The organism is Staphylococcus pettenkoferi (genome assembly GCF_002902685.1).
GTDB classification, from domain to species: Bacteria; Bacillota; Bacilli; order Staphylococcales; family Staphylococcaceae; genus Staphylococcus; species Staphylococcus pettenkoferi.
The window spans coordinates 1-24,974 of the sequence record NZ_PPRN01000039.1 but is presented as its reverse complement, the minus strand read 5'-3'; the positions used below and the strand labels follow the sequence as shown (position 1 = coordinate 24,974).

Below are 24,974 nucleotides of genomic sequence, written 5' to 3'. Positions count from 1 at the left end.
TATGTTAAACCTCAGACCTTAAATTAATTATCAATGAAAAATTTGACAAGATTTGTGGTTTGAATTACATTTAAATAGGATTTATAAGTGTGTAAATTTTTTATTAAGCAAAGAAAAGGGTAGTGTTTATGAGTAAAAATCAAAATCCATACATAAAGATTACATTATTGACGCTATTTTACCTCGTCATCATGGTTGTCTTGTATTTGATATACGGCACAGGCCAAACAGAGAATACATTTATTTATAACGAATTCTAAACTACATCGAGGAGTTTAATTAGATGAAAGACATATTACAAAGCATAGCGCACTTCAGTACAACTCAACCATGTACGAATGCGATACAACATGAAGATGAAACACTCACATACCAAGCATTAGACGAACAATCTACACGTCTTGCCCACATGATTCAACAGAGTACGAAACCCATCTTAGTCTATGGTCATATGTCACCTTACATGATTGTAGGTATGATTGGCGCACTCAAAGCGAATTGTGGTTACATTCCTGTAGATACTTCAATTCCTGAACAACGGATTCAATCGATTATTTCAAAGATTGAACCTGATTATATATTCAATACAACAGGCGAAACTTTTACGAGTGACACAGCTGAAGTCATCACAATTGATCAGCTTGAGGATAGCACGTCAACTGAAGCAGAGCTGCAAGGTATACAGGGCGATTCAATCGCGTATACCATCTTTACCTCTGGCTCAACAGGCGAACCTAAAGGTGTGCAGATTTATTACGATAGTTTAGTTGAATTTGCGAATTGGGTCGTGACTTTAAATGAAGATAAAGAAGGGCAGCACTGGTTAAACCAGGCACCACTATCATTCGACCTTTCAGTGATGGCAATTTATCCAGCGTTGTTATCAGGCGGTACGATTCAACTTATCGATAAGACGATGATTAACAAACCGATGCTGTTACACGAGTTATTCCAACGCGAAGATATCAACGTTTGGGTTTCGACACCGTCCTTTATGGAACTGTGTTTAATGTTGCCTAACTTAGACGAGACGTCACAGCCATCGATGCAGACTTTCCTCTTCTGCGGAGAAATCTTAGGACATAAGACGGCAACGATGTTAGTTAACAAGTTCCCGAACGCTAAAGTCTGGAATACGTACGGCCCTACTGAGGCTACTGTAGCGGTGACGAGCGTGTTAGTTACTGATGAGCTACTAGCCAATCACGAAGTCATTCCTGTCGGCGTGCCACGTCCTGGTACAGAGCTGAGCTTGACTGAGGATAGCGAGCTCGTAATTACAGGTCAAAGTGTCAGTGCGGGTTACGTGAAAGACCCTGAACGTAGTGCGAAAGTCTTCTTCGAGCAAGATGGACGTCGCGCATATTATTCCGGAGATAGTGCCGTTTATCGTGATGGTAATTGGTATATTCAAGGCCGCGTAGATAATCAAATTAAGTTTAATGGTTACCGCATGGAACTAGAAGAAATTGAAGCGAAACTGAAGAAACAAACAGAAGTGAGAGAAGCGATTGTCGTACCGATTTATCGCCGTGGTAAAGTAGGTCATTTACTTGGCGTTGTGGCGACAGCAGCTCCTGTCGATGATGAAAAACAAGCGACGCACGATTTAAAGGCGCGTTTGAAGAACGAACTACCGGATTATATGATTCCGCGTAAATTTGAGTTTGTCGAGCAACTTCCTTTAACAAATAACGGTAAGTTAGATCGCAAGAAAGTAAATGAGGTATACGGCTCATGACACCTTATGGCGACTTTCATTTCTTCTTAATTGCATTTATCGTTCTCATACCGATTATTCTGTTAGGTTTATTTGGCAAACGCTCAAAGATTTACAACTTTATTAGTACCGTAATTATGATTGTTTTGATCTTTTCAGATTACAAACATAATTTGTTCGGCAATGAATATCTCAGTTATCAACTCCTGAGTTTCATTCTGTATATTATTTGGCAAGTCGTGATTATTAAAGGTTACGAACGCGTGCGTACAGTGACAAATTCAACAGCACTTTATATCAGTGCCTTTGTATTGTCGATTATTCCGCTCGCGATAGTGAAGATTTGTCAAAGCTCATGGTTAGGCCATGGTCAGCTCCATATGCATAGTTCACGCTTAGTCGAACTCTTCGGCTTCTTAGGTATCTCTTATGTGATGTTTAAAAGTGTGCAACTCATCATGGAATTACGTGACGGCTCAATTAAGAACGTTTCAATTATGAAACTCGTACAATTTATCACGTTCTTCCCAACGATATCTTCAGGCCCTATCGATCGTTATAAACGTTTCGTTAAAGACGACGACAAAACACCTGATGCGAAGACGTATCGCGGTTTATTGGAAAAAGCAGTACATTACATCATGCTTGGTTTCTTGTACAAATATATTATTGCGCATCTTATCCATAGTTATGGCATTGTGCCGTTACAAGCACATCACTTAACGACCTTTGTCGACTATTGGAAGTACATGTATGCATATAGTTTCTATCTGTTCTTCGACTTTGCGGGTTACAGTTTATTTGCTGTAGCGCTCAGTTACATTTATGGCATTCAGACACCAATGAACTTCAACCAGCCATTTAAAGCGAAGAATATCAAAGATTTCTGGAACCGTTGGCATATGAGCTTGTCATTCTGGTTCCGTGACTGTGTTTACATGCGCATCGTCTTCTACATGACTAAGAACAAGATGATGAAGAAGCCGTTAAATATTTCCAATTTCGGGTTCCTCGTGAACTTCGGAATTATGGGGATTTGGCATGGGCTTGAATGGTTCTACATCATATATGGTTTCTACCATGCCGCTTTATTTATTCTATATAGTTATTATGAAAAATGGCGTAAAAAACGCTTTGGTAAGCTTAAGCATCCAGTATTCAACATCTTAAGTATTATTATCACTTTCCACTTTGTAGCATTTGGTTTCTTGATATTCTCAGGTGTATTATTTAGATAATTTTAAATAAAAAAGGATAGTTATAAAGGAGTACTCATATGGAATTTAGAGAACAAGTATTAGATATATTAGCAGAAGTAGCAGAAGACGACATCGTGAAAGAACAACCGGACATCGAAGTGTTCGAAGAAGGGATCATCGACTCCATGCAAACAGTTGGATTATTACTCGAAATCCAGAACCAACTTGGCATTGAAGTGTCTGTCATGGACTTTGATCGTGACGAATGGGCAACACCTAACAAGATTGTTGACGTATTGAACGACCTCCGATGAAGAAGTATCCAGCAATGATAGCTTTGGTGTTGAGCGCCATCCTGTTTATTGGGTTTCTATTAACGCCCGCCCAATGGTACCAACAGAAGTGGACGACATCTAAGCTATGCAAACAAAGCGTGTCCCTTTCTGACAACGTACTTAAAGGCACAGAGATTCAAAGTGCCATGTTAAAGAATGATGATTTCTACCCTGTTTACGGATCCAGTGAGCTCAACAAAGATGATCCGTATCAGTCAGCTATCTTGTTGAAGCACAAAGATCAACACATGTTCTACGTCGGTAAAGGTGGATCGACGAGTTTGATTCAAGCCATCACATTAGGTGCACAATATTCGAATTTAAAGGGTAAAAAGATGACGGTGTTAATATCACCGCAATGGTTCTCAAAGAAAGGTGTTAGCGATAACAACTACACAGGACGTTCTTCTAAAGAACAAGTTAACGCCATTTTTGAAAACAAAGATATCCCAGTTGACTTGAAGAAGCGTTACGCGAAGCGCTTGTTAGATTTCAAAGCGAATAAAGATAATGATTTTCTTAAAGATTACGTGAATGGTGATACTTCAGGTCATTTTATGAGCCCGTGGAAGATGAACAACTGGCAGAAGATTGAAGCGATTAAGAGTCACAAGCCAATCCCATTATCGCCACTTAGCCAACGTGTAGACAAAGCGCCGGAGAAAGAAAGAGATTTTGACCGACTTGAGCCGCAAGCGGTTAAGTTTGGTGACAAGCATAGTAAGAGCAACGAATTCGGCATCAAAGATCCGTACTGGAAACAGTTGAAAAAACATCGTTATTTCATCTCAAGAAATCATGAGTTTAAGATGAATTCACCTGAATTTAAAGATTTAGCATTACTCACAGATACTTTGAATGCTTCAGGTGCCGATGTACAATACGTGATCTTGCCAGTCAACGGTAAATGGTATGATCATATCAATATCAAACCGGAGAAACGTTATAAAGTATACGACAAGATTCAACATGTGATTGAACAACATGATAAGCATGGTATGATTTATGACATGCGTTCTGAAGACTACGAGCCGCATACGATGAGTGATGCAGTGCACATCGGCTGGAGAGGCTGGGTCGTGCTCAGTGAACATATTCAAGAGCACATTGACGGTAAAGATAGAGCGCAAAAAGCAACAGATAATCAATAAGATTGTAATAAAGTTGGAATATCCTCAGCTACATCGAAACTATAGAAGTTTGTGGCTGGCTAGTAGAGGATGTTCCAGCTTTTTCTATATCCATCGCATGATTCGCATACGACTTTGGGTAAAGAGTTATGTTATGATATACAAGAATACGTCTCGCGTGAGCAACGCGGAAATTAGCGCAACAAGCGGAGGTAACACAATGAAATGTATTGTTGGTCTCGGTAATATAGGGAAACGTTTTGAACTTACAAGACATAACATTGGATTTGAAGTGATAGATCACTTGATTGAACGACAACATTTTAAAATGGATAAACAGAAGTTTAAGGCGGCTTATACAATTGAGCGTATAGGCAACGAGAAAGTGATGCTCGTGGAACCGCTGACGATGATGAACTTGTCAGGTGAAGCGGTCGCGCCACTCATGGATTACTATAATATTGATACAGAAGATTTACTCGTGCTATATGACGACTTAGATTTATCTCAAGGGCAAGTGCGTCTGCGTCAAAAGGGTAGTGCAGGCGGCCATAATGGGATGAAATCAATAATTAAGATGATTGGTACAGATCAATTTAAACGCATTCGTATTGGCGTTGGACGTCCGACGAATGGCATGTCTGTTCCAGATTATGTCTTGCAGAAGTTCTCCAAGGAAGAAATGAAAGTCATGGAGAAAGTGATTGAACATGCGGCATATGCAGTTGAAGACTATATCGAAACATCTGATTTCGATAATGTAATGAATAAATATAATGGTGAGGTCAATTGAAATCAATAATAACGAACTATATAAACACAGATAAACGTTATCAAGAATTAGATAGTGTAGTTGGACAGAGCAATGTGCTAGTGACAGGCCTCTCCGCTTCAGCGAAAGCTGCCATCATAGCGGAGAAGTTCTTGAACAGCCATGAGCAGATGCTTGTGGTGACGAACAATCTCTATCAAGCTGAGAAGCTAGAACAAGATCTCTTACAATTTGTCGATTCGACAGAGTTATACAAATACCCTCTTCAAGATATCATGACTGAAGAGTTCTCTACTCAAAGCCCTGAGTTCATGAGTGAACGTGTGAGAACCCTCACTGCACTCGTAGAAGAACGACGAGGGTTATTTATCGTGCCATTAAACGGTTTGAAGAAGTGGCTCACACCTGTCGAATTATGGAAGAATCATCAAGTCGAACTCGAAGTAGGCGACGATATTGACGTCGATGAATTTCTCAATAAACTCGTCAACATGGGTTATCGTCGAGAAAGCGTCGTGTCTCATATTGGTGAGTTCTCTCTACGTGGGGGTATCATCGATATTTATCCGCTGATTGGTGATCCTGTCCGTATCGAGCTGTTTGATACAGAAGTGGACTCCATCCGTGATTTCGATGTGGAAACGCAACGTTCCAATCAGAATCTCGAGCACGTGCACATCACGACAGCGAGCGACTATATTATCACAGACGAAGTGCTTAAACAGACGAAGCGTAACGTGCAAGCTGCCTACGAAGAGACACGTCCGAAGATTGATAAAGCTGTGCGCAATGATTTGAAAGAGACGCTAGAAAGCTACCAGCTCTTTGAATCAGACTTCTTCGATCATCAAGTGTTGCGCCGTCTCGTTGCCTTTATGTACGAGCAGCCCGCGACGTTGATTGATTATTTTAAAAATAATGCAATTGTCATCGTGGATGAGTTCAACCGTGTGAAAGAGACGGAAGAAGCGCTAACAGTAGAAACAGAAGACTTTATGTCTCAACTGATTGAGAGTGGTAAAGGCTTTATCGGACAGCAATTTCTGAAAGACGACAGTGTTGAATACTTGCTAGAGGATTACAAGATTACATACTTCACCCTTTTTACAGCAACGATGAATACGAAGATTGAGCATATCATCAAATTCTCTTGCAAACCTGTGCAACAGTTCTACGGTCAATACGACATCATGCGTTCAGAGTTCCAACGCTATGTGAATAACGACTATACCGTGGTCGTCCTCGTGGAAACGGAATCGAAGAAAGAACGCATTCAATCGATGCTCAATGAGATGCACATTCCGACGTTCCTAGATACGGTGAGCAACGAGATCACTGGTGGCCAAGCCGTCATTACGGAAGGCAGTCTATCTGAAGGCTTTGAACTGCCGTACATGCAATTGGCCATCGTCACTGAACGTGAGCTGTTTAAATCTAAACAGAAGAAGAAACGCAAACACACGAAGACCATTTCAAATGCGGAAAAGATTAAATCGTACCAAGACTTGAAGGTCGGCGACTATATCGTTCATGTGCATCACGGGGTAGGACGCTATTTAGGCGTAGAGACGCTTGAAGTGAATGGTATCCATAAAGACTACATTAAGCTTCAATATAAAGGTACCGATCAACTCTTTGTGCCTGTCGATCAGATGGACCAAGTTCAGAAATACGTCGCTTCAGAAGATAAATCACCAAGATTGAATAAACTGGGCGGTTCAGAATGGAAGAAGACGAAAGCGAAAGTTCAACAAAGCGTTGAAGATATTGCTGATGAACTCATTGAACTGTACAAAGAACGTGAGATGGCACAAGGTCACAAGTTTGGGCCTGATACGCCAGAACAACACGATTTCGAAATGGATTTCCCATTCGAATTAACGCCAGACCAAGCGAAATCCATCGATGAGATTAAAGGTGACATGGAACGTACCAAACCGATGGACCGCTTGCTTTGTGGTGACGTAGGTTACGGTAAGACCGAAGTTGCCGTCCGCGCAGCTTTTAAAGCAGTCATGGAAGGCAAGCAAGTCGCGTTCTTAGTGCCGACGACGATTCTCGCTCAGCAACACTATGAAACGTTGATTGAGCGTATGCAAGATTTCCCAATCGAAATTCAGCTAATGAGTCGTTTCAGAACGAGCAAAGAAATCAAGCAAACGAAAGAAGGACTGAAATCAGGTTACGTCGATATCGTCGTAGGTACACATAAGTTATTAGGCAAGACTGTCGAGTACAAAGATTTAGGTCTTCTCGTCGTCGATGAAGAACAACGCTTTGGTGTGCGTCACAAAGAGAAGATTAAACAACTCAAGACAAATGTCGATGTACTGACACTGACAGCCACACCTATTCCACGTACCTTGCACATGAGTATGTTAGGTGTGCGTGATCTATCAGTAATTGAAACACCACCTGAGAACCGCTTCCCTGTACAAACTTACGTGGTCGAACAGAACTCTAATTTTATTAAAGAAGCCTTAGAACGCGAACTCTCACGTGACGGACAAGTCTTCTATTTATACAACCAAGTTCAGTCGATTTATGAAAAACGTGAACAGCTACAAATGCTGATGCCTGACGCGAATATCGCCGTTGCACATGGTCAGATGACTGAGCGCGATTTAGAGGAAACGATGCTCAGCTTTATCAATCACGAGTTCGACATACTCGTGACAACGACGATTATCGAGACGGGTGTCGATGTCCCTAATGCCAACACGCTAATCATTGAGAATGCAGACCGCTTCGGACTCAGTCAGTTGTATCAATTACGCGGTCGTGTCGGACGCTCAAGTCGAATTGGCTATGCGTACTTCTTACATCCGATGAACAAAGTGTTGACTGAAACGGCAGAAGATCGCCTTCAAGCCATCAAAGAATTTACGGAACTTGGTTCAGGATTCAAGATTGCGATGCGTGATTTAAATATACGCGGTGCAGGTAATCTACTCGGTAAACAACAGAGTGGCTTTATCGATTCCGTCGGCTTTGATTTATACTCTCAAATGCTTGAAGAAGCTGTTAATGAAAAACGAGGCATTAAGGAAGAGAAACCTGATGCGCCAGAAGTCGAAATTGAACTCAATATTGATGCGTATCTACCAGCGCAATATATCCCTAACGAGCAGGCGAAGATTGAGATTTATAAAAAGCTCCGTCAGCTTGAAACGATGGAACAACTCAGAGATGTTAAAGATGAACTCATCGATCGCTTTAACGAGTATCCACCAGAAGTGGAACGCTTGTTAGATATGATGGAAATCAAAGTCTATGCTTTACATGCAGGCATTACTTCAATCAAAGAGCAAGGTAAACAAGTCGAAGTTCTGCTCTCTCAACAAGGTACGAACGACATAAATGGTGAAGCATTATTCAAAGCGACACAACCGCTTGGACGAGCGATGAAACTCGGTGTGAAAGAAGGACAAATGAAAGTGAATTTAAACAAGAGTGCCAACACCCTCGACAACTTGAAGTTCTTAGTTAAATGTATAGAGGAGAGTATGACAATACAAGATGAAGACTAAATCAAAGACCGCATTTAATGGGGTTGTCGTTCTCACAGCAGCTTTAATCATTATCAAGATATTAAGTGCGCTTTACCGCGTACCTTATCAGAATATACTAGGTGATTCAGGGCTTTATGCCTATCAACAAGTGTATCCGTTATTAGCGCTGGGCGGCATCTTATCGGCTACGGCTATACCAAGCGCGACGACACAAATCTTTGAAGCGGAACGTTCAAGCGCACGTTATACACGCATGTTAATGGTCGTACAAACGCTCGGCATCAGTTTATTTATCATCTGTTTTATCTGTGCACCATGGTTAACCCGCTTGATGGGCGACCCAAGTTTGACCACTATATTGAGAGTAGCGAGCGCTAGCTTTTTATTCATTGGTATACTAGGCGTCTGTCGTGCATATTATCAATCTGCACAGAACATGAATCCGCCGGCTATTTCCCAGGTAATAGAGCAGCTCATTAGAGTGAGTATCATCTTTATCGCTATCGGTTGTTTCGTCAAGCAAGACTGGACCGTCTACCAAGCTGCAACACTTTCGATTGGTGGCTCTGTTATCGGTGCGTTAGGGGCGAGCGTCTTTTTCATTTCACGCCGTCCCTTTAAACTCACGTTAGCCGAGGAAACGCGCACGTCGATTGATTGGCGCCATTTCTTCTTAGCCGTCGTGATTTTCTCAGTGAGTCAAATACTCGTTCTGTTGTGGCAAATTGTGGATAGCTTTACTGTTATTCGTCTGTTAAAAGCAGTAGGTATCCCTTTTAAAGAAGCGATCGAACAGAAAGGAATCTTTGATAGAGGCCCGTCCTTTATTCAAATGGGTCTCATCATTACGACGACGTTTAGTTTCGTCTTATTGCCCTTACTGTCTAAAGCAGTGAGAGAAGAGGAACATCATCTCGTCAGTCGTTACACCAACGCATCGTTAAAGGTAACGATCCTTATCAGTACTGCAGCAGGCGTTGGTTTGATCAACTTGCTGCCATCGTTAAACATCGTCTTCTTCCAGAACAACAGTCTACCAGGAACGTTGAGTGTTTTTATGCTGACGGTGATTTGCGTGTCGCTCATTATGATGGACATCGCGTTGCTACAAGTGAAACAGCAAGAGAAGACTGTTCTTATTGGTTTAGGCGTAGGTCTCTGTAGTAAAATAATAGGTAACCTACTTCTCATACCTACCATTCACACGTTAGGTTTGAGTGTCAGTACAGTACTTTCGCTCGCGATCTTTGCTGGCATCTTACACCGCAAAGTGATGCAGCTCTACCCATTGCATCGCATGAAAGCATATGTGGGCAAACTCATCCTTGTGATGTTAGGAATGACAATAGTTGTTCAAGTGCTCATGTTCTGCTTTCCAATACACGGACGTTTCAGCGGCCTGATTACGTTAATCATCAGTGCGTTAGCAGGTATTATCACTACAGTTATTTTAGTAGTCAAATTGCGCTTATTATCTTATAAAGAAGTGAAACATTTACCATTTGGCGACAAACTATATCAGTACAAGAGAGGAAGACGTCAATGACACATTCAATTACGATAGTAGGATTAGGTAATCATAGCTTAGAGGATATGACTTTAGGTGTTTATCGTTATTTGAAAGAACAGTCGCTTGTTTACGCGCGAACGTTAGAACATCCGGTCATCAACGAGTTACAAGACGAAGTTCGCTTTGAAGGCTTCGATCATCTCTATGAGGCGTACGAACAATTTGAAGAGGTCTACCAAGCGATTACAGATGAGCTGATTGCTGCAGCACAAGAGCACGACGTCGTTTATGCAGTTCCAGGCCATCCTCGCGTTGCGGAGACGACGACGCGTTTGTTGTTTGAAGCAGTAGCTAAAGATGACACATTAACAGTGCAAGTTTATGGAGGGCGAAGTTTCCTCGACGATGTGTTTGAAGCGGTTCAAGTGGACCCAAATGACGGCTTTGCCTTACTTGATGCGACAGCGCTTCAAGCTGATCAACTAAACATTCGCAATCATACGTTAATCACGCAGGTCTATAGTAGTCTCGTAGCAGGCGATGTGAAGATTACCTTGATGGAGCGCTATCCTGATGACCATCCCGTTTCCATTGTCACAGGCGCGCATGCGACAGGAGCGACGCGTCAAACGGTGCCACTACACGAGCTAGACTTTGAGGGCGACGCCTTTACGAATCTGACGAGCGTCTTTGTTCCACGTGTTGAAGCAGCGCAAGCTTACTACAGCGATTTCACTTATGCGACTGAAGTGATTGATTTGCTTGTGGATGATGAGAAAGGCTGTCCTTGGGATAAAAAGCAAACGCATGATTCACTGAAACGTTATTTACTCGAAGAATCTTTCGAACTCTTTGAAGCGATCGATAACGAAGATGATTGGCACATGATTGAAGAGTTAGGCGATATACTCTTACAAGTATTGTTACACACAAGTATCGGTAAGAAAGAAGGCTATTTCGATGTCGGAGAGGTCATTGCAAGCTTAAATGATAAAATGATCCGTCGACATCCACATATCTTCGGTGAAGCACATGCGGAAGATGAGTCTGATCTACAAGAAATCTGGGCTGAGGCCAAACGTAAAGAAGGTAAGATGACGCGTGTGAAGTTTGAAAAAGTATTTGCAGAGCACTTCTTGAAGTTGTATGATAAGACAAAAAATAAAGATTTGAGCGAAGCAGAATTGAAAGAATACATTGAACGAGGAGGTCATGAAGCATGAGATTAGATAAATATCTCAAAGTGTCTCGTCTAGTGAAACGCCGTACTTTGGCGAAAGAGATTAGTAGCCAAGGACGCATCACAGTGAATGGCAATGTGGCCAAAGCAGGCACAGACGTCAAAGAGGGTGACGAACTCGTCATTCGTTTCGGTCAGAAGATCGTGACGGTCAAAGTGACTGGATTAAGTGACCATGCGAATAAAGCGAATGCGAAAGGTATGTACGAAGTTGTGAAAGAAGAGAAAGTAAGCGAGTCTTAAGAGAGGGGCACGTCATGAGTAAGAAAGTACAAGACATCGGCAATCAGTATACCTCATATGAGAATAAGAAGAAAAAGCGCATCCAAGCCAAGAAGCGCGTGGTCCGTCGCCGTATGACCTTTATCGGTGGCTTGTTACTACTCGTCATCATTGTCCTATCTATCATGGTTGTTGCGCAGAAGCATCAGAATGACCATGATGCACACATTCGACAACAAAAAGAACAGAAGTATCAAAAGCAACAAGACGAAGAACTAGCATTAAAAGAAAAATTGAACAATCTTAATAAGAAGAGTTACATTAAAAAAGTTGCACGTGACGACTATTATTTAAGTAATGATGGTGAAGTCATCTTCAAACTGCCTGATGATAAATCTAAGAAGGATGATTCTGGATCGAAAGATGATAAGAAATAACGATTGATTGCAATCGTGTGGGCATTTTAACCTACGTGAGAAAGTGATCTTCATGCACTGCAATACAATCATACAGGAGAAAAAATAATCTTTCGGTTCATTCTACCATTGTTAAATTATCTAAACAGGCATATAATAGTGATAACTTGAAATCATACCGGGAGGATTTATTTACAATATGTCAATCGAAGTAGGAAACAAGCTTAAAGGTAAAGTCACTGGGATTAAAAAATTTGGCGCATTCGTTGAATTGCCTGAAGGTAAAAGTGGCTTAGTACATATTAGTGAAGTGGCGGACAATTACGTTGAGAACGTGGAAGACCATTTATCAGTAGGGGACGAAGTGGAAGTGAAAGTGCTTTCGATTGCTGACGATGGTAAGATTAGTCTTTCAATCAAGAAAGCGAAGGATCGCCCACGTCGTCATAACCGCAGATCACATCATAGATCATCTCAAAATAAAGAAGCAGATTTTGAGAAGAAATTAAGCAATTTCTTAAAGGACAGTGAAGATAAATTAACGACAATCAAACGTCAAACAGAATCAAGACGTGGAGGTCGTGGTGCACGTCGTTAATTGCGACGTATCTTTCTAGAGCCGTACTTCACTCAATTGAATCATACCTGTATTCTAATACGCCAATAGACATCCGATATAGTTGATATATATGAACGTGTGATGTGAGGTGAAATAGAGGCTAGCTGAGCATTCGAGACAAAGGGAAGAGATGTTCAGACAGCCTCTTTTTTATGAATCTGATACATAAGTCGTAAAGTAGTCAAGGATGGTAAGAGTCAATTCGCATTGTTGATTATTGAGGTTATTTGACGAGAGGTACGCTTATCACAATGTAATGAAAGGAGGTCTAGACAGTTGAAAGTGAACGAAACGTTATGGGACGCACAAGAGCATGTCGTCTTAGCGGTGTCGGGCGGTATCGACAGTATGTGCTTGTTACATACGTTAGTGCATGATTTATCTGGGACTTATCAGCAGTTGAGTTGTTTGCATGTAAATCATGGATTGAGAGCGCAGTCAGAGGACGAAGCTCAGTTATTACAAGACTATTGCACAACGTATGACATTCCGTTGTACTGTACTCGCTTGGATTTATCAGCAACAGTAGCAGAAGGTCGCAGCATTGAATCTCAAGCGAGAGAGGCGCGCTATAAATGGTTTGATCAACAGATGCGAGCGATTGCAGGCGATGTCTTACTCACAGCGCACCATCAAGATGATCAAATTGAAACCATTTTTTATCGCTTATTCACTGGCCGTTCTACGCGTAATAGTTTAGGTATGGCCGAAACGCAGGACCGTCATAGTTATCGACTCGTACGGCCTTTACTTGAGACTTCGAAAGCAGCGATTCAACAGTATCAAGAGCAGCACCAAGTTCCGTTTTACGAGGATGAAACGAACGCCTCCAACACATATGTGCGAAATGATATTCGAAATCGCATTTTACCTGAGGTGGATAACAACGCGCAACTCGACCCTGCACAGCTGTTACGGTTAAAAGAATGGCACGACGCGCAACGTCAGCAAATTCAACAGCAGGCACAGGTCTTTATTCAACGACAAAGTACAACCACACAGTGTCAAACATACTATGAAGTCAGCAGAGAGGCTTTCGGCGAGTTATCGTACAATGTTAAAGTAGAAGTATTAGATCAACTCTTCGCTTCAATCGGCGACCATCAACCGCTATCAGAGAAGATGTATCAAGCCTGGTTTGAACAAATTGAGGGGACGGTTGCTCAAGCTGAAGTCCACACTACAGATAAATGGATAATTCGTATCGCTTATGATAAATTTATAATAATGGCTAATTCAAGCAGTGGTGAACCATCATCTCCACTAACGATTCGTAAAGCGGGTACGTATCACTTTAATCATTATGAAATTGTAGTACGACAAGAACTACCTCAAGACATATTGCCATTAAGAGTGAGAACGAAGAAAGATGGAGATCGTGTTGCGCTCAATCATCATACAGGGACGAAGAAGGTCAGCCGTATATTTATAGACCAGAAAGTCGTGATCTCTGAGAGACAGCGTATGCCGATTGTTGAAGCGGCGAACGGAGAGATTATCGCTGTGGGCTCCCTTTATGTGCGGAAGCCATACCAGCAGCAATTAGCTATTCAAGATATAGGAGAGGTAGTATATGAAGAATGATTTACAAGAAATCCTGCTCACAGAAGCAGAGATTCAAACTTTATGCCAAGAGTTAGGACGTGAAATCACAGAAGCATATCGAGGTAAAGACTTGGTATGTGTAGGTATCTTAAAAGGTTCAGTGATGTTTATGGCAGATTTAATCAAACATATTGATACGCACATCACTATCGATTTCATGGACGTTTCTAGCTATCATGGTGGTACTGAATCGACTGGAGAAGTTCAAATTCTCAAAGATTTAGGCGCTTCTATCGAAGGTAAAGATATATTAATCATCGAAGATATTCTTGAAACAGGCACAACATTGAAATCTATTACTGAATTATTGCATGCGCGTCGTGTGAACTCATTAGAGATTGTCACTTTATTAGACAAACCTAATCGACGCAAAGCAGATATCGAAGCGAAATATGTAGGTAAGAAGATACCTGATGACTTTGTAGTCGGCTATGGTCTCGATTATAACGAGAATTATCGTAACTTACCTTATATCGGTACACTTAAAGAAGAAATTTATAATAAATAATGCAGTAAGATTTAATCATCTATTGTGATGATATATACTTACTAATTAGGGCAGTATTTACATATTAATTGTGGTTCGCCCCTAACGTTGTCGTATACCGTGTCTGAGTGGGTTTCCACCACTCAGCATGCTTATATATAACGTTACACATTTACTGAATCATGTCTTTATACTTATTAGATGTATACGTAAATTCATATGTTCAGAAATGCTCAGATCTTGTATAAAGATCGTCCACGCCTGAGTCTCTATCTTTGTTGTAGAGGTTGTGGCGAGAGTTTGTTTGCTAGCTTGCAAATGAATAATTATGTTAAAATTTTGGTTAGTTTTATTATAGAAGTAGGAGGAAATCGCACATGCAGAAAGCCTTTCGCAATTTGCTCGTCATTGTAATTGTCGGCGTCATTATCTTTGGCTTATTCTCATGGATTAACGGTAACGGCAACTCGCCTAAGCAGTTGACGTACAACCAGTTCGAGAAAAAGCTTAACGATGGTGATTTGAAATCACTCGAAATTAAACCAGAGCAAAATGTCTACATGGTAAGTGGTAAGACGAAGAATGATAAAGATTATTCTTCAACAATTCTTTATAACAATGATAAAGAGTTAGAAAAAATTACTGACAAAGCGAAAAGTCAAAAAGACTTGAAACTAACAGTTAAAGAGGAAGAAAAACAAGGTGTCTTCAGTCAAATCTTGACATCACTCATTCCAGTAGTAGTCATCTTTATCCTCTTCTTATTCTTCATGAGCCAAGCCCAAGGTGGCGGTGGTGGCGGTCGTATGATGAACTTTGGTAAATCCAAAGCGAAGATGTACGACAGTCAGAAGAAACGTGTTCGCTTCTCTGACGTAGCCGGTGCTGATGAAGAGAAACAAGAATTAATTGAAATCGTTGACTTCTTGAAAGACAACAAACAATTTAAACAAATGGGCTCTCGTATCCCTAAAGGTGTCCTCTTAGTAGGACCTCCAGGTACAGGTAAGACATTACTTGCACGTGCTGTAGCTGGTGAAGCTGGTGCACCGTTCTTCTCTATCAGTGGTTCTGACTTCGTAGAGATGTTCGTCGGTGTTGGTGCGAGCCGTGTGCGTGATTTATTCGAGAACGCGAAGAAAAACGCGCCTTGTATCATCTTCATCGATGAGATTGATGCGGTAGGTCGTCAACGTGGCGCTGGTGTTGGTGGCGGTCACGATGAACGTGAACAAACATTGAACCAACTCCTCGTTGAAATGGACGGCTTTGGTGAGAACGAAGGTATTATCATGATTGCCGCTACTAACAGACCTGACATCCTTGACCCAGCCTTATTACGTCCAGGTCGTTTCGACAGACAAATTCAAGTGGGTCGTCCTGATGTTAAAGGCCGTGAAGCAATTCTGCATGTTCACGCGAAGAATAAACCACTTGATGAAACAGTGGATCTTAAAGCGATCTCTCAACGTACACCAGGTTTCTCTGGTGCCGACTTAGAGAACTTACTTAACGAAGCATCACTCATTGCTGTACGTGAAGGTAAGAAGAAGATCGATATGCGAGATATTGAAGAAGCAACTGACCGTGTTATCGCCGGTCCAGCTAAGAAATCACGCGTTATTTCTGAGAAAGAGCGCAATATCGTAGCGCACCACGAAGCAGGTCATACTGTTATCGGTATGGTACTTGACGAAGCAGAAGTGGTACACAAAGTTACGATTGTACCTCGTGGTCAAGCTGGTGGTTATGCGATGATGTTACCTAAACAAGATCGCTTCTTAATGACTGAACCAGAATTGCTCGATAAGATTTGTGGCTTGCTCGGTGGACGTGTATCTGAAGATATTAACTTTGGCGAAGTATCTACAGGTGCTTCCAACGACTTCGAACGTGCTACAAATATCGCGCGTAAAATGGTTACCGAATATGGTATGAGTAAGAAACTTGGACCACTTCAATTCTCAAGCAGCAATAGCGGCCAAGTCTTCTTAGGTAAAGATATGCAAGATGATCCTGAATACTCAGGTCAAATCGCATATGAAATTGATAAAGAAGTACAACGTATCATTAAAGAACAATATGAACGTTGTAAACAAATCTTGCTTGAGCATGAGTCTCAATTGAAACTCATCGCTAAATCATTATTAACAGAAGAAACATTAGTAGCAGAACAAATTCAATCACTCTTCTACGATGGTGTCTTACCAGAAGTCGATTACGATTCTGCTAAAGTAGTGAGCGAAGAAGATCCAGACTTCAAAGAAGGTAAGTACGGTAAATCTTATGAAGATATTCGCCGCGAACAACATGAACTCAGCAACACATCAGATAACGAAAGTTCTGATAGAGATCGTCGTGAATCAGAAGGATCAGAAGAAAACGAAGGTGAGTCAACAGGTCACGAACAAGCACCTAATATTGACAAACCAAGCAACCCAAGTGATCCGAACGATCCTAGCAATAGAAACGAATAAAGCAATCTGCTTGAAAAAGTCTCTTTCCGCTATCAGTATTTGGTAGTGGAAAGAGTTTTTTTAACTTGAATATAAAGAATAAACGTTGTAGAGTTTATGGCAACTTAAAATAAGTGTTAATAGATAACGACTAAAGAACATGATGAGCGCGACGAACTCAAGAGGTCTTATTCAGTTAACCTAAACAAGAAATAGATAAAGGAGAAAGTAATTATGACACAAGATTATATCGTTAAAGCGCTTGCTTATGATGGACAAATTCGTGCATACAGTGCGCTTACCACTGAAACCGTTCAAGAAGCTCAAACGAGACATTACACATGGCCTACTGCTTCAGCGGCGCTCGGACGTACGATGACAGCAACTTTAATGATGGGTGCAATGTTGAAAGGTGACCAGAGGCTAACAGTTACTGTAGATGGCCAAGGACCCATCGGTAAGATTACTGCTGATGCAGATGCGAAAGGGAATGTGCGCGGCTACGTGAGCCAACCCCAAACGCACTTTCCGCTCAATGATGCTGGCAAATTAGATGTGAGACGTGCAGTCGGTGTAGACGGTGCGCTTTCCGTAGTTAAAGATGTCGGAATGAAAGACTACTTCACAGGTTCAAGCCCTATCGTTTCCGGTGAGTTAGGCGACGACTTTACGTACTACTTTGCTAAAAGTGAACAAGTGCCTTCCTCAGTAGGCTTAGGTGTGCTCGTCAATCCCGACAACTCTATCAAAGCAGCTGGCGGTTTCATCATCCAAGTGATGCCAGGTGCCGACGACAAAGTCATCAGTCAACTTGAAGACGCCATTTCAAATATGACACCGGTATCTAAACTGATTGAACAAGGGTTAACACCTGAAGAAATTCTTGAAGAAGTACTCGGTAAAGACAATCTTCAAATATTAGAAACAATGCCAGCACAATTTGAATGTAATTGTGGACATGATAAGTTCTTGAACGCAATCCGTAGTTTAGGAGAAGCAGAAATCGAAAGTATGATTAAAGAAGATCATGGTGCAGAAGCACAATGTCATTTCTGTCGTAATAAATATCACTACAGCGAAGAAGAACTCCGCGACTTACTCCCAAATTAGGGGAGTGAGTGCATTACAGTTGTTTTTACTGAAAAATCTGATAGAATTAAAGTATATCCGAGGAGACAAGTAAGTTTTAAAAAACTGTACTATAAAGGAGCTAATAATTATGGCAAAGAAACCAGTAAACAATGTTGTTGAAGTCATTGGAGATACACCTGTAGTCAAATTAAACCATGTCGTTGGCGAAGACGCTGCAGATGTATACGTTAAATTAGAATATCAAAACCCAGGCGGTTCTGTGAAAGACCGTATCGCTTTGGCAATGATCGAACAAGCTGAAAAAGAAGGTAAGATTAAACCAGGTGACACAATCGTAGAACCTACAAGTGGTAACACAGGTATCGGTCTTGCATTCGTATGTGCAGCGAAAGGTTACAAAGCAGTATTTACTATGCCAGAAACAATGAGTCAAGAACGTCGTAACTTATTAAAAGCATACGGTGCTGAACTTGTATTAACACCTGGATCTGAAGCGATGAAAGGTGCAATCAAGAAAGCAAAAGAATTGAAAGAAGAATATGGTTACTACGAACCACAACAATTCGAGAACCCAGCTAACCCTAAGATCCACGAATTAACTACAGGTCCAGAACTTGTTGAACAATTCGAAGGTAAGACAATTGATGCATTCTTAGCTGGTGTAGGTACAGGTGGTACGTTAACTGGTGCAGGTAAAGTCTTAAAAGAGAAATATCCTGACATCCAACTCGTAGCTATCGAACCAGAAGCTTCACCTGTCTTAAGTGGTGGCGAACCAGGTCCACACAAATTACAAGGATTAGGTGCAGGTTTCGTTCCGGATACGTTAGACACAAACATTTATCAAGAAGTTATCAAAGTAGGTAACGAAACAGCGATGGAAATGTCTCGTAAAGTTGCGAAAGAAGAAGGTATCTTAGGCGGTATTTCTTCTGGTGCAGCGATTTACGCAGCAATCGAGAAAGCGAAAGAATTAGGTAAAGGTAAGACAGTTGTTACTGTATTACCAAGTAACGGTGAACGTTACCTTTCTACACCTTTATATTCATTCGACGACTAATTGTTATCTTAAGCGAGCACTTGAAGTGGGAATCCCATTTCAAGTGCTTTTTTAGATTGTAGGGTTGATTGACGAGTTGACGAGTTAAGGTAAGGATTTTCGTGGTTTATGCGCTTCGGCGGGATGCCATGGTGTGATGATTAGAGTAAAAGCGTAGAGATCTAAACGCTATTTTAGGAGACGCATTTTAACTTTACATATTTAACTACTGAAAAAAGAGACATTTCAAGTTATCATGATAAAGTAGACTATTTTACCATACTAAAACGAATGGAGGCCGATGTGGGTGGCACATACTAAAATTATGGGAATCTTAAACGTCACGCCGGATTCGTTCTCTGATGGCGGTGAATACAATTCTGTAGAGAAAGCGCTACAAAGAGCGAAAGCGATGATTGAAGAAGGCGTAGATATCATAGACATCGGCGGCGTTTCTACACGCCCAGGACACGAGGAAGTTGCGCTAGAAGAGGAAATGGAACGCGTGATTCCAGTCGTGAAAGCACTAGCAGAGTTAGATGTTCAACTCTCTGTGGATACGTTCAGAAGCGAAGTGGCTGAAGCGGCTCTGAAACATGGAGCGACGATGATTAACGATCAATGGGCAGGTCTTTATGACCCAGAGATATTTAAAGTCGTGGCGCAGTATGACGGCGAAATCGTCTTGATGCATAACGGTGACGGTCAGCGCGACGAACCGGTTATGGAAGAAATGTTAGTGAGATTATTGAAACAAGCGAACCAAGCTGAACTTGCGGGTATACCAGAGCAGAAAGTTTGGTTAGATCCAGGAATAGGCTTTGCTAAGACGCGCGAAGAAGAGAAAGAAGTCATGGCGAGATTAGACGAACTCGTGGCTACTGGTTATCCTGTATTGATTGCAACGAGTCGAAAGCGTTTTATCAAAGAAATGGCAGATTATGAGACAAGAGCGAAAGAACGTGACGAAGCGACAGCAGCGACGACAGCTTATGGCATCATGAAAGGTGTGAAAGCGGTCCGCGTACATAATGTGGCCATGAATTACAAGATAGGTCAAAGTATGGATTACTTGAAGGAGAATGAAGATGCAAGACACAATCTTTCTTAAGGGGCTCGAATTCTATGCGTACCATGGGGCTTTAGATGCTGAGAATGAAATCGGCCAACCCTTCCTCGTCGATGTTCGTCTAAAGGTTGATTTAAAAGCGGCGGGGGAATCTGATAGTGTAGAGGATACTGTGAACTATGCCGAAGTCTATGAAGACGTTAAAGCAATCATGGAAGGTCCACCAGTCAACTTGATTGAGCACCTTGCTGAACGTATTGCAAAACGTATAAATTCACACTATAATCGTGTAATGGAAACGACTATAAGTATTACTAAGCCAAACCCGCCGATTCCAGGACATTATCAAGGTGTAGGAATAGAGATTGTGAGGGAGAATACTAATGACTAAAGCGTATTTGAGTCTAGGTAGTAATATGGGTGATCGCGAATATCACTTGCATGAAGCACTCCGCTTATTAGATCAAGTGGAAGGTATTGAAGTGTGTGACGTTTCACCCATCTACGACACTGCACCGATAGGATATACTGACCAAGATGCGTTCTTAAATCTATGTGCGAGCGTTGAAACAACGCTAAGTGCGCACGATTTATTGCATCATTGTCTTGATGTAGAGCAACAACTACATCGGGTACGTAAGATTCATTGGGGACCAAGAACTTGCGATATCGATATCATCTTATACGGTGAGGAAGAAATTCAAGATGATGAACTCATAGTTCCTCACCCACGAATGGAAGAACGTGCCTTTGTGTTAGTGCCACTGCAAGATATTGCGTCTGATGCCATTGAACCGAAGACACAACGCCGTGTTAGTGACATCCCTGTTCCTGATGACCGAGTGCAACGTATTGATTCATAGAAGAGAAAGGGCGAAATTCCTTTATTACAGCTCACTAGTCTAGTAGAATTAATAAGGTGAATAAATTGGCGTAAAGATACTACGCAATCATGCTTCTGGATATCACACAGGTGAAAGTAGAAGTGATCGCGTCTGCAAAGCTTTTACCTTTTAAAAAAATAGGAAATAAATCGGTGTAAATCGATAACGCTAAGCATTCCTGGTTAAAAGGTATGGAGACCGAAGTGGACAATACAACAAGCGTAAAGGAGAGAAAGAAATGTCAGAAGAAATGAACGACCAAATGCAGGTCCGTCGTCAAAAATTACAAGAATTATACGATTTAGGAATCGATCCATTTGGTCAGAAGTTTGATCGTACAGATATGGCAGAACCCCTACATGAACAATGGGATCAATATAGTAAAGAAGAGTTAAAAGAAAAAGAAGATGAAAGTCATGTTACTGTAGCAGGTCGTATCATGACGAAACGTGGTAAAGGTAAAGCTGGATTTGCGCACATTCAAGATCTCACAGGTCAAATTCAACTCTATGTACGTAAAGACCAAATCGGAGAAGACCAATTTGCGATTTGGAAGAGTGCCGATTTAGGCGATATCGTCGGCATCGAAGGCGTAATGTTCAAGACAAATACAGGCGAATTGTCTGTTAAAGCAAAAGATTTCACGTTATTGACTAAAGCGCTTAGACCTTTACCAGACAAACACCACGGTTTACAAGATATTGAACAACGTTACCGTCAACGTTACCTAGACTTAATCACGAACCAAGATAGCACGCAAACTTTTATCAACCGTAGTAAGATTCTTCAAGAAATGCGTAACTTCTTGAATAAGAAAGGTTTCTTAGAAGTTGAAACGCCAATGATGCATCAAATCGCTGGTGGGGCAGCTGCACGCCCATTCGTAACGCATCATAACGCGTTAGACGCTACACTTTACATGCGTATAGCTATCGAATTGCACCTCAAACGTTTAATCGTTGGTGGACTTGAAAAAGTATACGAAATTGGACGCGTGTTCCGTAACGAAGGTGTATCTACTCGTCACAATCCTGAATTCACTATGATCGAACTTTACGAAGCTTACGCAGATTTCCATGACATGATGGATATTACTGAGTCAATGGTACGTCATATTGCGCAAGAGGTATTAGGTGAGACGACGATTCCATATGGCGAAGAACAAGTGGACTTAGGTTCAAGCTGGAAACGTGTACACATGGTAGATGCGGTCAAAGAAGCTACAGGTGTGAACTTCTATGATGTGAAGTCTAACGAAGAAGCACGTGACCTTGCGAAAGAACATGGTGTTGAAATTACGGATCACATGAAATATGGTCACATCGTTAACGAATTCTTTGAACAAAAGGTTGAAGAATCATTAATCCAACCAACATTCGTTTACGGTCATCCTATTGAAATTTCACCTTTAGCTAAGAAAAATCCTGAAGATCCACGTTTCACTGACCGTTTCGAATTATTCATTGTGGGTCGTGAACATGCGAATGCCTTTACAGAGTTGAACGATCCTATCGATCAAAGAGCGCGTTTCGAAGCACAGTTACAAGAACGTGAAGAAGGTAACGATGAAGCGCACGAAATGGATGAGGATTTCTTAGAAGCACTAGAATACGGTATGCCGCCAACAGGTGGTTTAGGTATTGGTATCGACAGACTTGTCATGCTATTAACAAACTCACCATCTATTCGCGACGTATTGTTATTCCCATACATGAGACAGAAATAATCTATTTGAAGCGGAACAGTCTGACTGAGGTCGGGCTGTTCTTTTTTTATGTGATTAGAGGGAGCGGTGGGTGTGGAAATTGCGCCTAGAGGAGAGGAAAAGTGGAGGCAGTCGTATAATATGTTCAGTGGATAGTTGAGGGGAAGGGGGCACAACAATTTGGATTTGTGATGAAGTGCGCTGTACGAGTCAGTAGAGATAGTGTTGTGGCGTGAGGTCCGAGAGTGCGAATAGCGTGGCACATAATAGAATGTTTAGAAGAGTCGCGGTGAGTTTTTAAGAGGCAAGATAGTCTTAGCTGGGATAACAGAATAGGCAATCTATTATCGAAGGTGGTAGTAATAGATGCAAGAAGTAGAATAAAGAAGTGACTAATGTGTAGGTGTAGCAGCTGATCGTGGTTTAGGTGATTGAAAGGAAAGTCAAAGCCTAGTTGCGGAGAAGTACATAGATAGTAAAGAGGAAAGTATATAGTTAAGTTTTCAAAGTTAGCTGATAATCATGAAACGTTACAGAAATGGACAAAGCAAAAAATATTAAATTAGTGTAAAAGAATCACTAGTCAATGGATGGATATATGTGCTAGACTATATAAGGTCTTGAAGAAGAAACGAGCGAAATTAAATCTCTCATAAAAAAGTTCAAACAAACTGTTGACTTTTTAGCTGAGATGAATTACTATAATAAAGTCGTCTTAAACAAGACAGATTGTTTGTAAATGAATTGCAAAGAAATTTTAACAAAGTGTAAAATTAACTGTTGCAAATGAGTTCGAAACAATGTAATATAAATAGAGTAAAGAAATTGTCTGGTGATGATGGCAAAGAGGTCACACCTGTTCCCATGCCGAACACAGAAGTTAAGCTCTTTAGCGCCGATGGTAGTCGGACTTACGTTCCGCAAGAGTAGGACGTTGCCAGGCAGTAATATTTTGATGTGGAGGATTAGCTCAGCTGGGAGAGCATCTGCCTTACAAGCAGGGGGTCGGCGGTTCGAACCCGTCATCCTCCACCATTAGAAATTACATATCGCCGGCCTAGCTCAACTGGTAGAGCAACTGACTTGTAATCAGTAGGTTGGGGGTTCAAGTCCTCTGGCCGGCACCATCTTTTGAGCCATTAGCTCAGTTGGTAGAGCATCTGACTTTTAATCAGAGGGTCAGAGGTTCGAATCCTCTATGGCTCATCAGCTCATTTAAATATTTTAACTATTAAGCAGAAGTAGTTCAGCGGTAGAATACGACCTTGCCAAGGTCGGGGTCGCGGGTTCGAATCCCGTCTTCTGCTCCATTATTTTGCCGGGGTGGCGGAACTGGCAGACGCACAGGACTTAAAATCCTGCGGTGAGTTGATCACCGTACCGGTTCGATTCCGGTCCTCGGCACCATCGAATGCGCCCGTAGCTCAACTGGATAGAGCGTCTGACTACGGATCAGAAGGCTATGGGTTCGACTCCTATCGGGCGCGTCACTTTTAGCAATTTAACATTATACCTCGGGAAGTAGCTCAGCTTGGTAGAGCACTTGGTTTGGGACCAAGGGGTCGTAGGTTCGAATCCTGTCTTCCCGACTCTTTGAAATGGGGGCTTAGCTCAGCTGGGAGAGCGCCTGCTTTGCACGCAGGAGGTCAGCGGTTCGATCCCGCTAGTCTCCACCATTTTTATTTAATGAACATTGAAAACTAAATGACAATATGTCAACGTTAATTCCAATAAACATTTATTTATTAGCAAGTGAATGAAAACGGTTGGCAGACGAGAAGATGAGACTGAGAGCGAAGTGATTTTACTTCGGTAAATGAACAAGCTCGAAGTTGAAATCGACGAAGTATGAAATCGTTTGTCATCACTTGTCAGAGCTAATCAAACGCTTTTTATGGAGAGTTTGATCCTGGCTCAGGATGAACGCTGGCGGCGTGCCTAATACATGCAAGTCGAGCGAAC

Annotated in this window: 21 protein-coding genes, 8 tRNA genes and 2 rRNA genes; all 31 read left to right on the top strand. The window is 41.6% G+C overall.

Features of this window, described 5'->3' with window-relative positions:
* Nucleotides 1-128: 128 nt before the first annotated feature.
* Nucleotides 129-260, top strand: a complete 132-nt coding sequence (locus CD126_RS07965; RefSeq protein WP_082143020.1) for a teichoic acid D-Ala incorporation-associated protein DltX — start codon at nt 129-131, stop codon at nt 258-260.
* 23 nt (nt 261-283) lie between these two features.
* Nucleotides 284-1,741, top strand: coding sequence for a D-alanine--poly(phosphoribitol) ligase subunit DltA (gene dltA / locus CD126_RS07960; RefSeq protein WP_103370284.1), 1,458 nt, complete (start codon nt 284-286; stop codon nt 1,739-1,741).
* Nucleotides 1,738-2,958, top strand: coding sequence for a D-alanyl-lipoteichoic acid biosynthesis protein DltB (gene dltB, locus CD126_RS07955; RefSeq protein WP_049405798.1), 1,221 nt, complete (start codon nt 1,738-1,740; stop codon nt 2,956-2,958). Before dltA ends, dltB begins: the two co-directional genes overlap by 4 nt.
* Before the next feature lie 38 nt (nt 2,959-2,996).
* Nucleotides 2,997-3,233 carry a D-alanine--poly(phosphoribitol) ligase subunit 2 gene (gene dltC, locus CD126_RS07950; RefSeq protein ID WP_002473079.1) on the top strand — a complete coding sequence of 79 codons (237 nt, stop codon included), beginning with the start codon at nt 2,997-2,999 and terminating at the stop codon, nt 3,231-3,233.
* 14 nt (nt 3,234-3,247) lie between these two features.
* Nucleotides 3,248-4,405, top strand: a complete 1,158-nt coding sequence (gene dltD / locus CD126_RS07945) for a D-alanyl-lipoteichoic acid biosynthesis protein DltD (RefSeq protein ID WP_233932108.1) — start codon at nt 3,248-3,250, stop codon at nt 4,403-4,405.
* A gap of 199 nt (nt 4,406-4,604) precedes the next feature.
* Complete coding sequence (gene pth / locus CD126_RS07940) at nt 4,605-5,177, top strand: aminoacyl-tRNA hydrolase (RefSeq protein WP_002473074.1); 573 nt, start codon at nt 4,605-4,607, stop codon at nt 5,175-5,177.
* A 5-nt stretch (nt 5,178-5,182) separates the two neighbouring features.
* On the top strand, nt 5,183-8,686 hold the full coding sequence (mfd, locus tag CD126_RS07935; protein WP_414486296.1) for a transcription-repair coupling factor: 3,504 nt from the start codon (nt 5,183-5,185) through the stop codon (nt 8,684-8,686).
* On the top strand, nt 8,676-10,214 hold the full coding sequence (locus tag CD126_RS07930; RefSeq protein WP_103370282.1) for a polysaccharide biosynthesis protein: 1,539 nt from the start codon (nt 8,676-8,678) through the stop codon (nt 10,212-10,214). The genes mfd and CD126_RS07930 overlap by 11 nt, the downstream gene beginning before the upstream one ends.
* Complete coding sequence (locus CD126_RS07925) at nt 10,211-11,401, top strand: MazG nucleotide pyrophosphohydrolase domain-containing protein (RefSeq protein ID WP_103370281.1); 1,191 nt, start codon at nt 10,211-10,213, stop codon at nt 11,399-11,401. Before CD126_RS07930 ends, CD126_RS07925 begins: the two co-directional genes overlap by 4 nt.
* Nucleotides 11,398-11,661, top strand: coding sequence for an RNA-binding S4 domain-containing protein (locus CD126_RS07920; RefSeq protein WP_049405806.1), 264 nt, complete (start codon nt 11,398-11,400; stop codon nt 11,659-11,661). The genes CD126_RS07925 and CD126_RS07920 overlap by 4 nt, the downstream gene beginning before the upstream one ends.
* Nucleotides 11,662-11,675: 14 nt before the next feature.
* Nucleotides 11,676-12,077: a septum formation initiator family protein gene (locus CD126_RS07915; protein ID WP_049405807.1), complete on the top strand. Its 402-nt coding sequence runs from the start codon at nt 11,676-11,678 to the stop codon at nt 12,075-12,077.
* Nucleotides 12,078-12,255: 178 nt separating this feature from the next.
* Nucleotides 12,256-12,654 carry a S1 domain-containing RNA-binding protein gene (locus tag CD126_RS07910; RefSeq protein WP_002473075.1) on the top strand — a complete coding sequence of 133 codons (399 nt, stop codon included), beginning with the start codon at nt 12,256-12,258 and terminating at the stop codon, nt 12,652-12,654.
* Nucleotides 12,655-12,957: 303 nt separating this feature from the next.
* Nucleotides 12,958-14,259: a tRNA lysidine(34) synthetase TilS gene (tilS, locus tag CD126_RS07905; protein ID WP_326492497.1), complete on the top strand. Its 1,302-nt coding sequence runs from the start codon at nt 12,958-12,960 to the stop codon at nt 14,257-14,259.
* Nucleotides 14,249-14,788: a hypoxanthine phosphoribosyltransferase gene (gene hpt, locus CD126_RS07900; protein WP_002473038.1), complete on the top strand. Its 540-nt coding sequence runs from the start codon at nt 14,249-14,251 to the stop codon at nt 14,786-14,788. The genes tilS and hpt overlap by 11 nt, the downstream gene beginning before the upstream one ends.
* 356 nt (nt 14,789-15,144) lie before the next feature.
* On the top strand, nt 15,145-17,244 hold the full coding sequence (ftsH, locus tag CD126_RS07895; RefSeq protein WP_049405811.1) for an ATP-dependent zinc metalloprotease FtsH: 2,100 nt from the start codon (nt 15,145-15,147) through the stop codon (nt 17,242-17,244).
* 213 nt (nt 17,245-17,457) lie between these two features.
* A complete protein-coding gene (gene hslO, locus CD126_RS07890) occupies nt 17,458-18,333 on the top strand; it encodes an Hsp33 family molecular chaperone HslO (RefSeq protein ID WP_103370280.1) in 876 nt (291 codons plus the stop codon).
* A gap of 109 nt (nt 18,334-18,442) precedes the next feature.
* Nucleotides 18,443-19,375, top strand: coding sequence for a cysteine synthase A (cysK, locus tag CD126_RS07885; RefSeq protein ID WP_049405815.1), 933 nt, complete (start codon nt 18,443-18,445; stop codon nt 19,373-19,375).
* Between the two features lie 286 nt (nt 19,376-19,661).
* Nucleotides 19,662-20,465, top strand: a complete 804-nt coding sequence (folP, locus tag CD126_RS07880; protein ID WP_103370279.1) for a dihydropteroate synthase — start codon at nt 19,662-19,664, stop codon at nt 20,463-20,465.
* Nucleotides 20,443-20,814, top strand: a complete 372-nt coding sequence (folB, locus tag CD126_RS07875; protein WP_049405818.1) for a dihydroneopterin aldolase — start codon at nt 20,443-20,445, stop codon at nt 20,812-20,814. Before folP ends, folB begins: the two co-directional genes overlap by 23 nt.
* A complete protein-coding gene (folK, locus tag CD126_RS07870) occupies nt 20,807-21,286 on the top strand; it encodes a 2-amino-4-hydroxy-6-hydroxymethyldihydropteridine diphosphokinase (protein ID WP_049405820.1) in 480 nt (159 codons plus the stop codon). Before folB ends, folK begins: the two co-directional genes overlap by 8 nt.
* Before the next feature lie 259 nt (nt 21,287-21,545).
* Nucleotides 21,546-23,033 (top strand): lysine--tRNA ligase, encoded by a 1,488-nt coding sequence (gene lysS / locus CD126_RS07865; RefSeq protein WP_049405821.1) that lies wholly within the window; start codon nt 21,546-21,548, stop codon nt 23,031-23,033.
* Between the two features lie 807 nt (nt 23,034-23,840).
* Nucleotides 23,841-23,955 (top strand): 5S ribosomal RNA (gene rrf, locus CD126_RS07860).
* 16 nt (nt 23,956-23,971) lie between these two features.
* A tRNA-Val gene (locus tag CD126_RS07855) sits at nt 23,972-24,047 on the top strand.
* A 16-nt stretch (nt 24,048-24,063) separates the two neighbouring features.
* Nucleotides 24,064-24,139, top strand: a tRNA-Thr gene (locus CD126_RS07850).
* Between the two features lie 6 nt (nt 24,140-24,145).
* A tRNA-Lys gene (locus CD126_RS07845) sits at nt 24,146-24,218 on the top strand.
* A 29-nt stretch (nt 24,219-24,247) separates the two neighbouring features.
* Nucleotides 24,248-24,322, top strand: a tRNA-Gly gene (locus CD126_RS07840).
* A gap of 7 nt (nt 24,323-24,329) precedes the next feature.
* Nucleotides 24,330-24,419, top strand: a tRNA-Leu gene (locus tag CD126_RS07835).
* Between the two features lie 6 nt (nt 24,420-24,425).
* Nucleotides 24,426-24,499, top strand: a tRNA-Arg gene (locus CD126_RS07830).
* Nucleotides 24,500-24,527: 28 nt separating this feature from the next.
* Nucleotides 24,528-24,601, top strand: a tRNA-Pro gene (locus CD126_RS07825).
* A gap of 11 nt (nt 24,602-24,612) precedes the next feature.
* Nucleotides 24,613-24,688 (top strand) — tRNA-Ala (locus CD126_RS07820).
* 215 nt (nt 24,689-24,903) lie between these two features.
* A 16S ribosomal RNA gene (locus tag CD126_RS07815) occupies nt 24,904-24,974 on the top strand; the annotation flags it as partial.

Excerpts from the sequence above, each read along its gene's own strand:
- lysS (WP_049405821.1), top strand. The coding sequence starts at position 21,546 with ATGTCAGAAGAAATGAACGACCAAATGCAGGTCCGTCGTCAAAAATTA.
- CD126_RS07910 (WP_002473075.1), top strand. The coding sequence starts at position 12,256 with ATGTCAATCGAAGTAGGAAACAAGCTTAAAGGTAAAGTCACTGGGATT.
- CD126_RS07925 (WP_103370281.1), top strand. The coding sequence starts at position 10,211 with ATGACACATTCAATTACGATAGTAGGATTAGGTAATCATAGCTTAGAG.
- hslO (WP_103370280.1), top strand. The coding sequence starts at position 17,458 with ATGACACAAGATTATATCGTTAAAGCGCTTGCTTATGATGGACAAATT.
- CD126_RS07930 (WP_103370282.1), top strand. The coding sequence starts at position 8,676 with ATGAAGACTAAATCAAAGACCGCATTTAATGGGGTTGTCGTTCTCACA.
- cysK (WP_049405815.1), top strand. The coding sequence starts at position 18,443 with ATGGCAAAGAAACCAGTAAACAATGTTGTTGAAGTCATTGGAGATACA.
- folB (WP_049405818.1), top strand. The coding sequence starts at position 20,443 with ATGCAAGACACAATCTTTCTTAAGGGGCTCGAATTCTATGCGTACCAT.
- pth (WP_002473074.1), top strand. The coding sequence starts at position 4,605 with ATGAAATGTATTGTTGGTCTCGGTAATATAGGGAAACGTTTTGAACTT.
- folK (WP_049405820.1), top strand. The coding sequence starts at position 20,807 with ATGACTAAAGCGTATTTGAGTCTAGGTAGTAATATGGGTGATCGCGAA.
- dltA (WP_103370284.1), top strand. The coding sequence starts at position 284 with ATGAAAGACATATTACAAAGCATAGCGCACTTCAGTACAACTCAACCA.
- dltB (WP_049405798.1), top strand. The coding sequence starts at position 1,738 with ATGACACCTTATGGCGACTTTCATTTCTTCTTAATTGCATTTATCGTT.
- CD126_RS07920 (WP_049405806.1), top strand. The coding sequence starts at position 11,398 with ATGAGATTAGATAAATATCTCAAAGTGTCTCGTCTAGTGAAACGCCGT.
- CD126_RS07965 (WP_082143020.1), top strand. The coding sequence starts at position 129 with ATGAGTAAAAATCAAAATCCATACATAAAGATTACATTATTGACGCTA.
- ftsH (WP_049405811.1), top strand. The coding sequence starts at position 15,145 with ATGCAGAAAGCCTTTCGCAATTTGCTCGTCATTGTAATTGTCGGCGTC.
- CD126_RS07915 (WP_049405807.1), top strand. The coding sequence starts at position 11,676 with ATGAGTAAGAAAGTACAAGACATCGGCAATCAGTATACCTCATATGAG.
- hpt (WP_002473038.1), top strand. The coding sequence starts at position 14,249 with ATGAAGAATGATTTACAAGAAATCCTGCTCACAGAAGCAGAGATTCAA.
- dltC (WP_002473079.1), top strand. The coding sequence starts at position 2,997 with ATGGAATTTAGAGAACAAGTATTAGATATATTAGCAGAAGTAGCAGAA.
- dltD (WP_233932108.1), top strand. The coding sequence starts at position 3,248 with ATGATAGCTTTGGTGTTGAGCGCCATCCTGTTTATTGGGTTTCTATTA.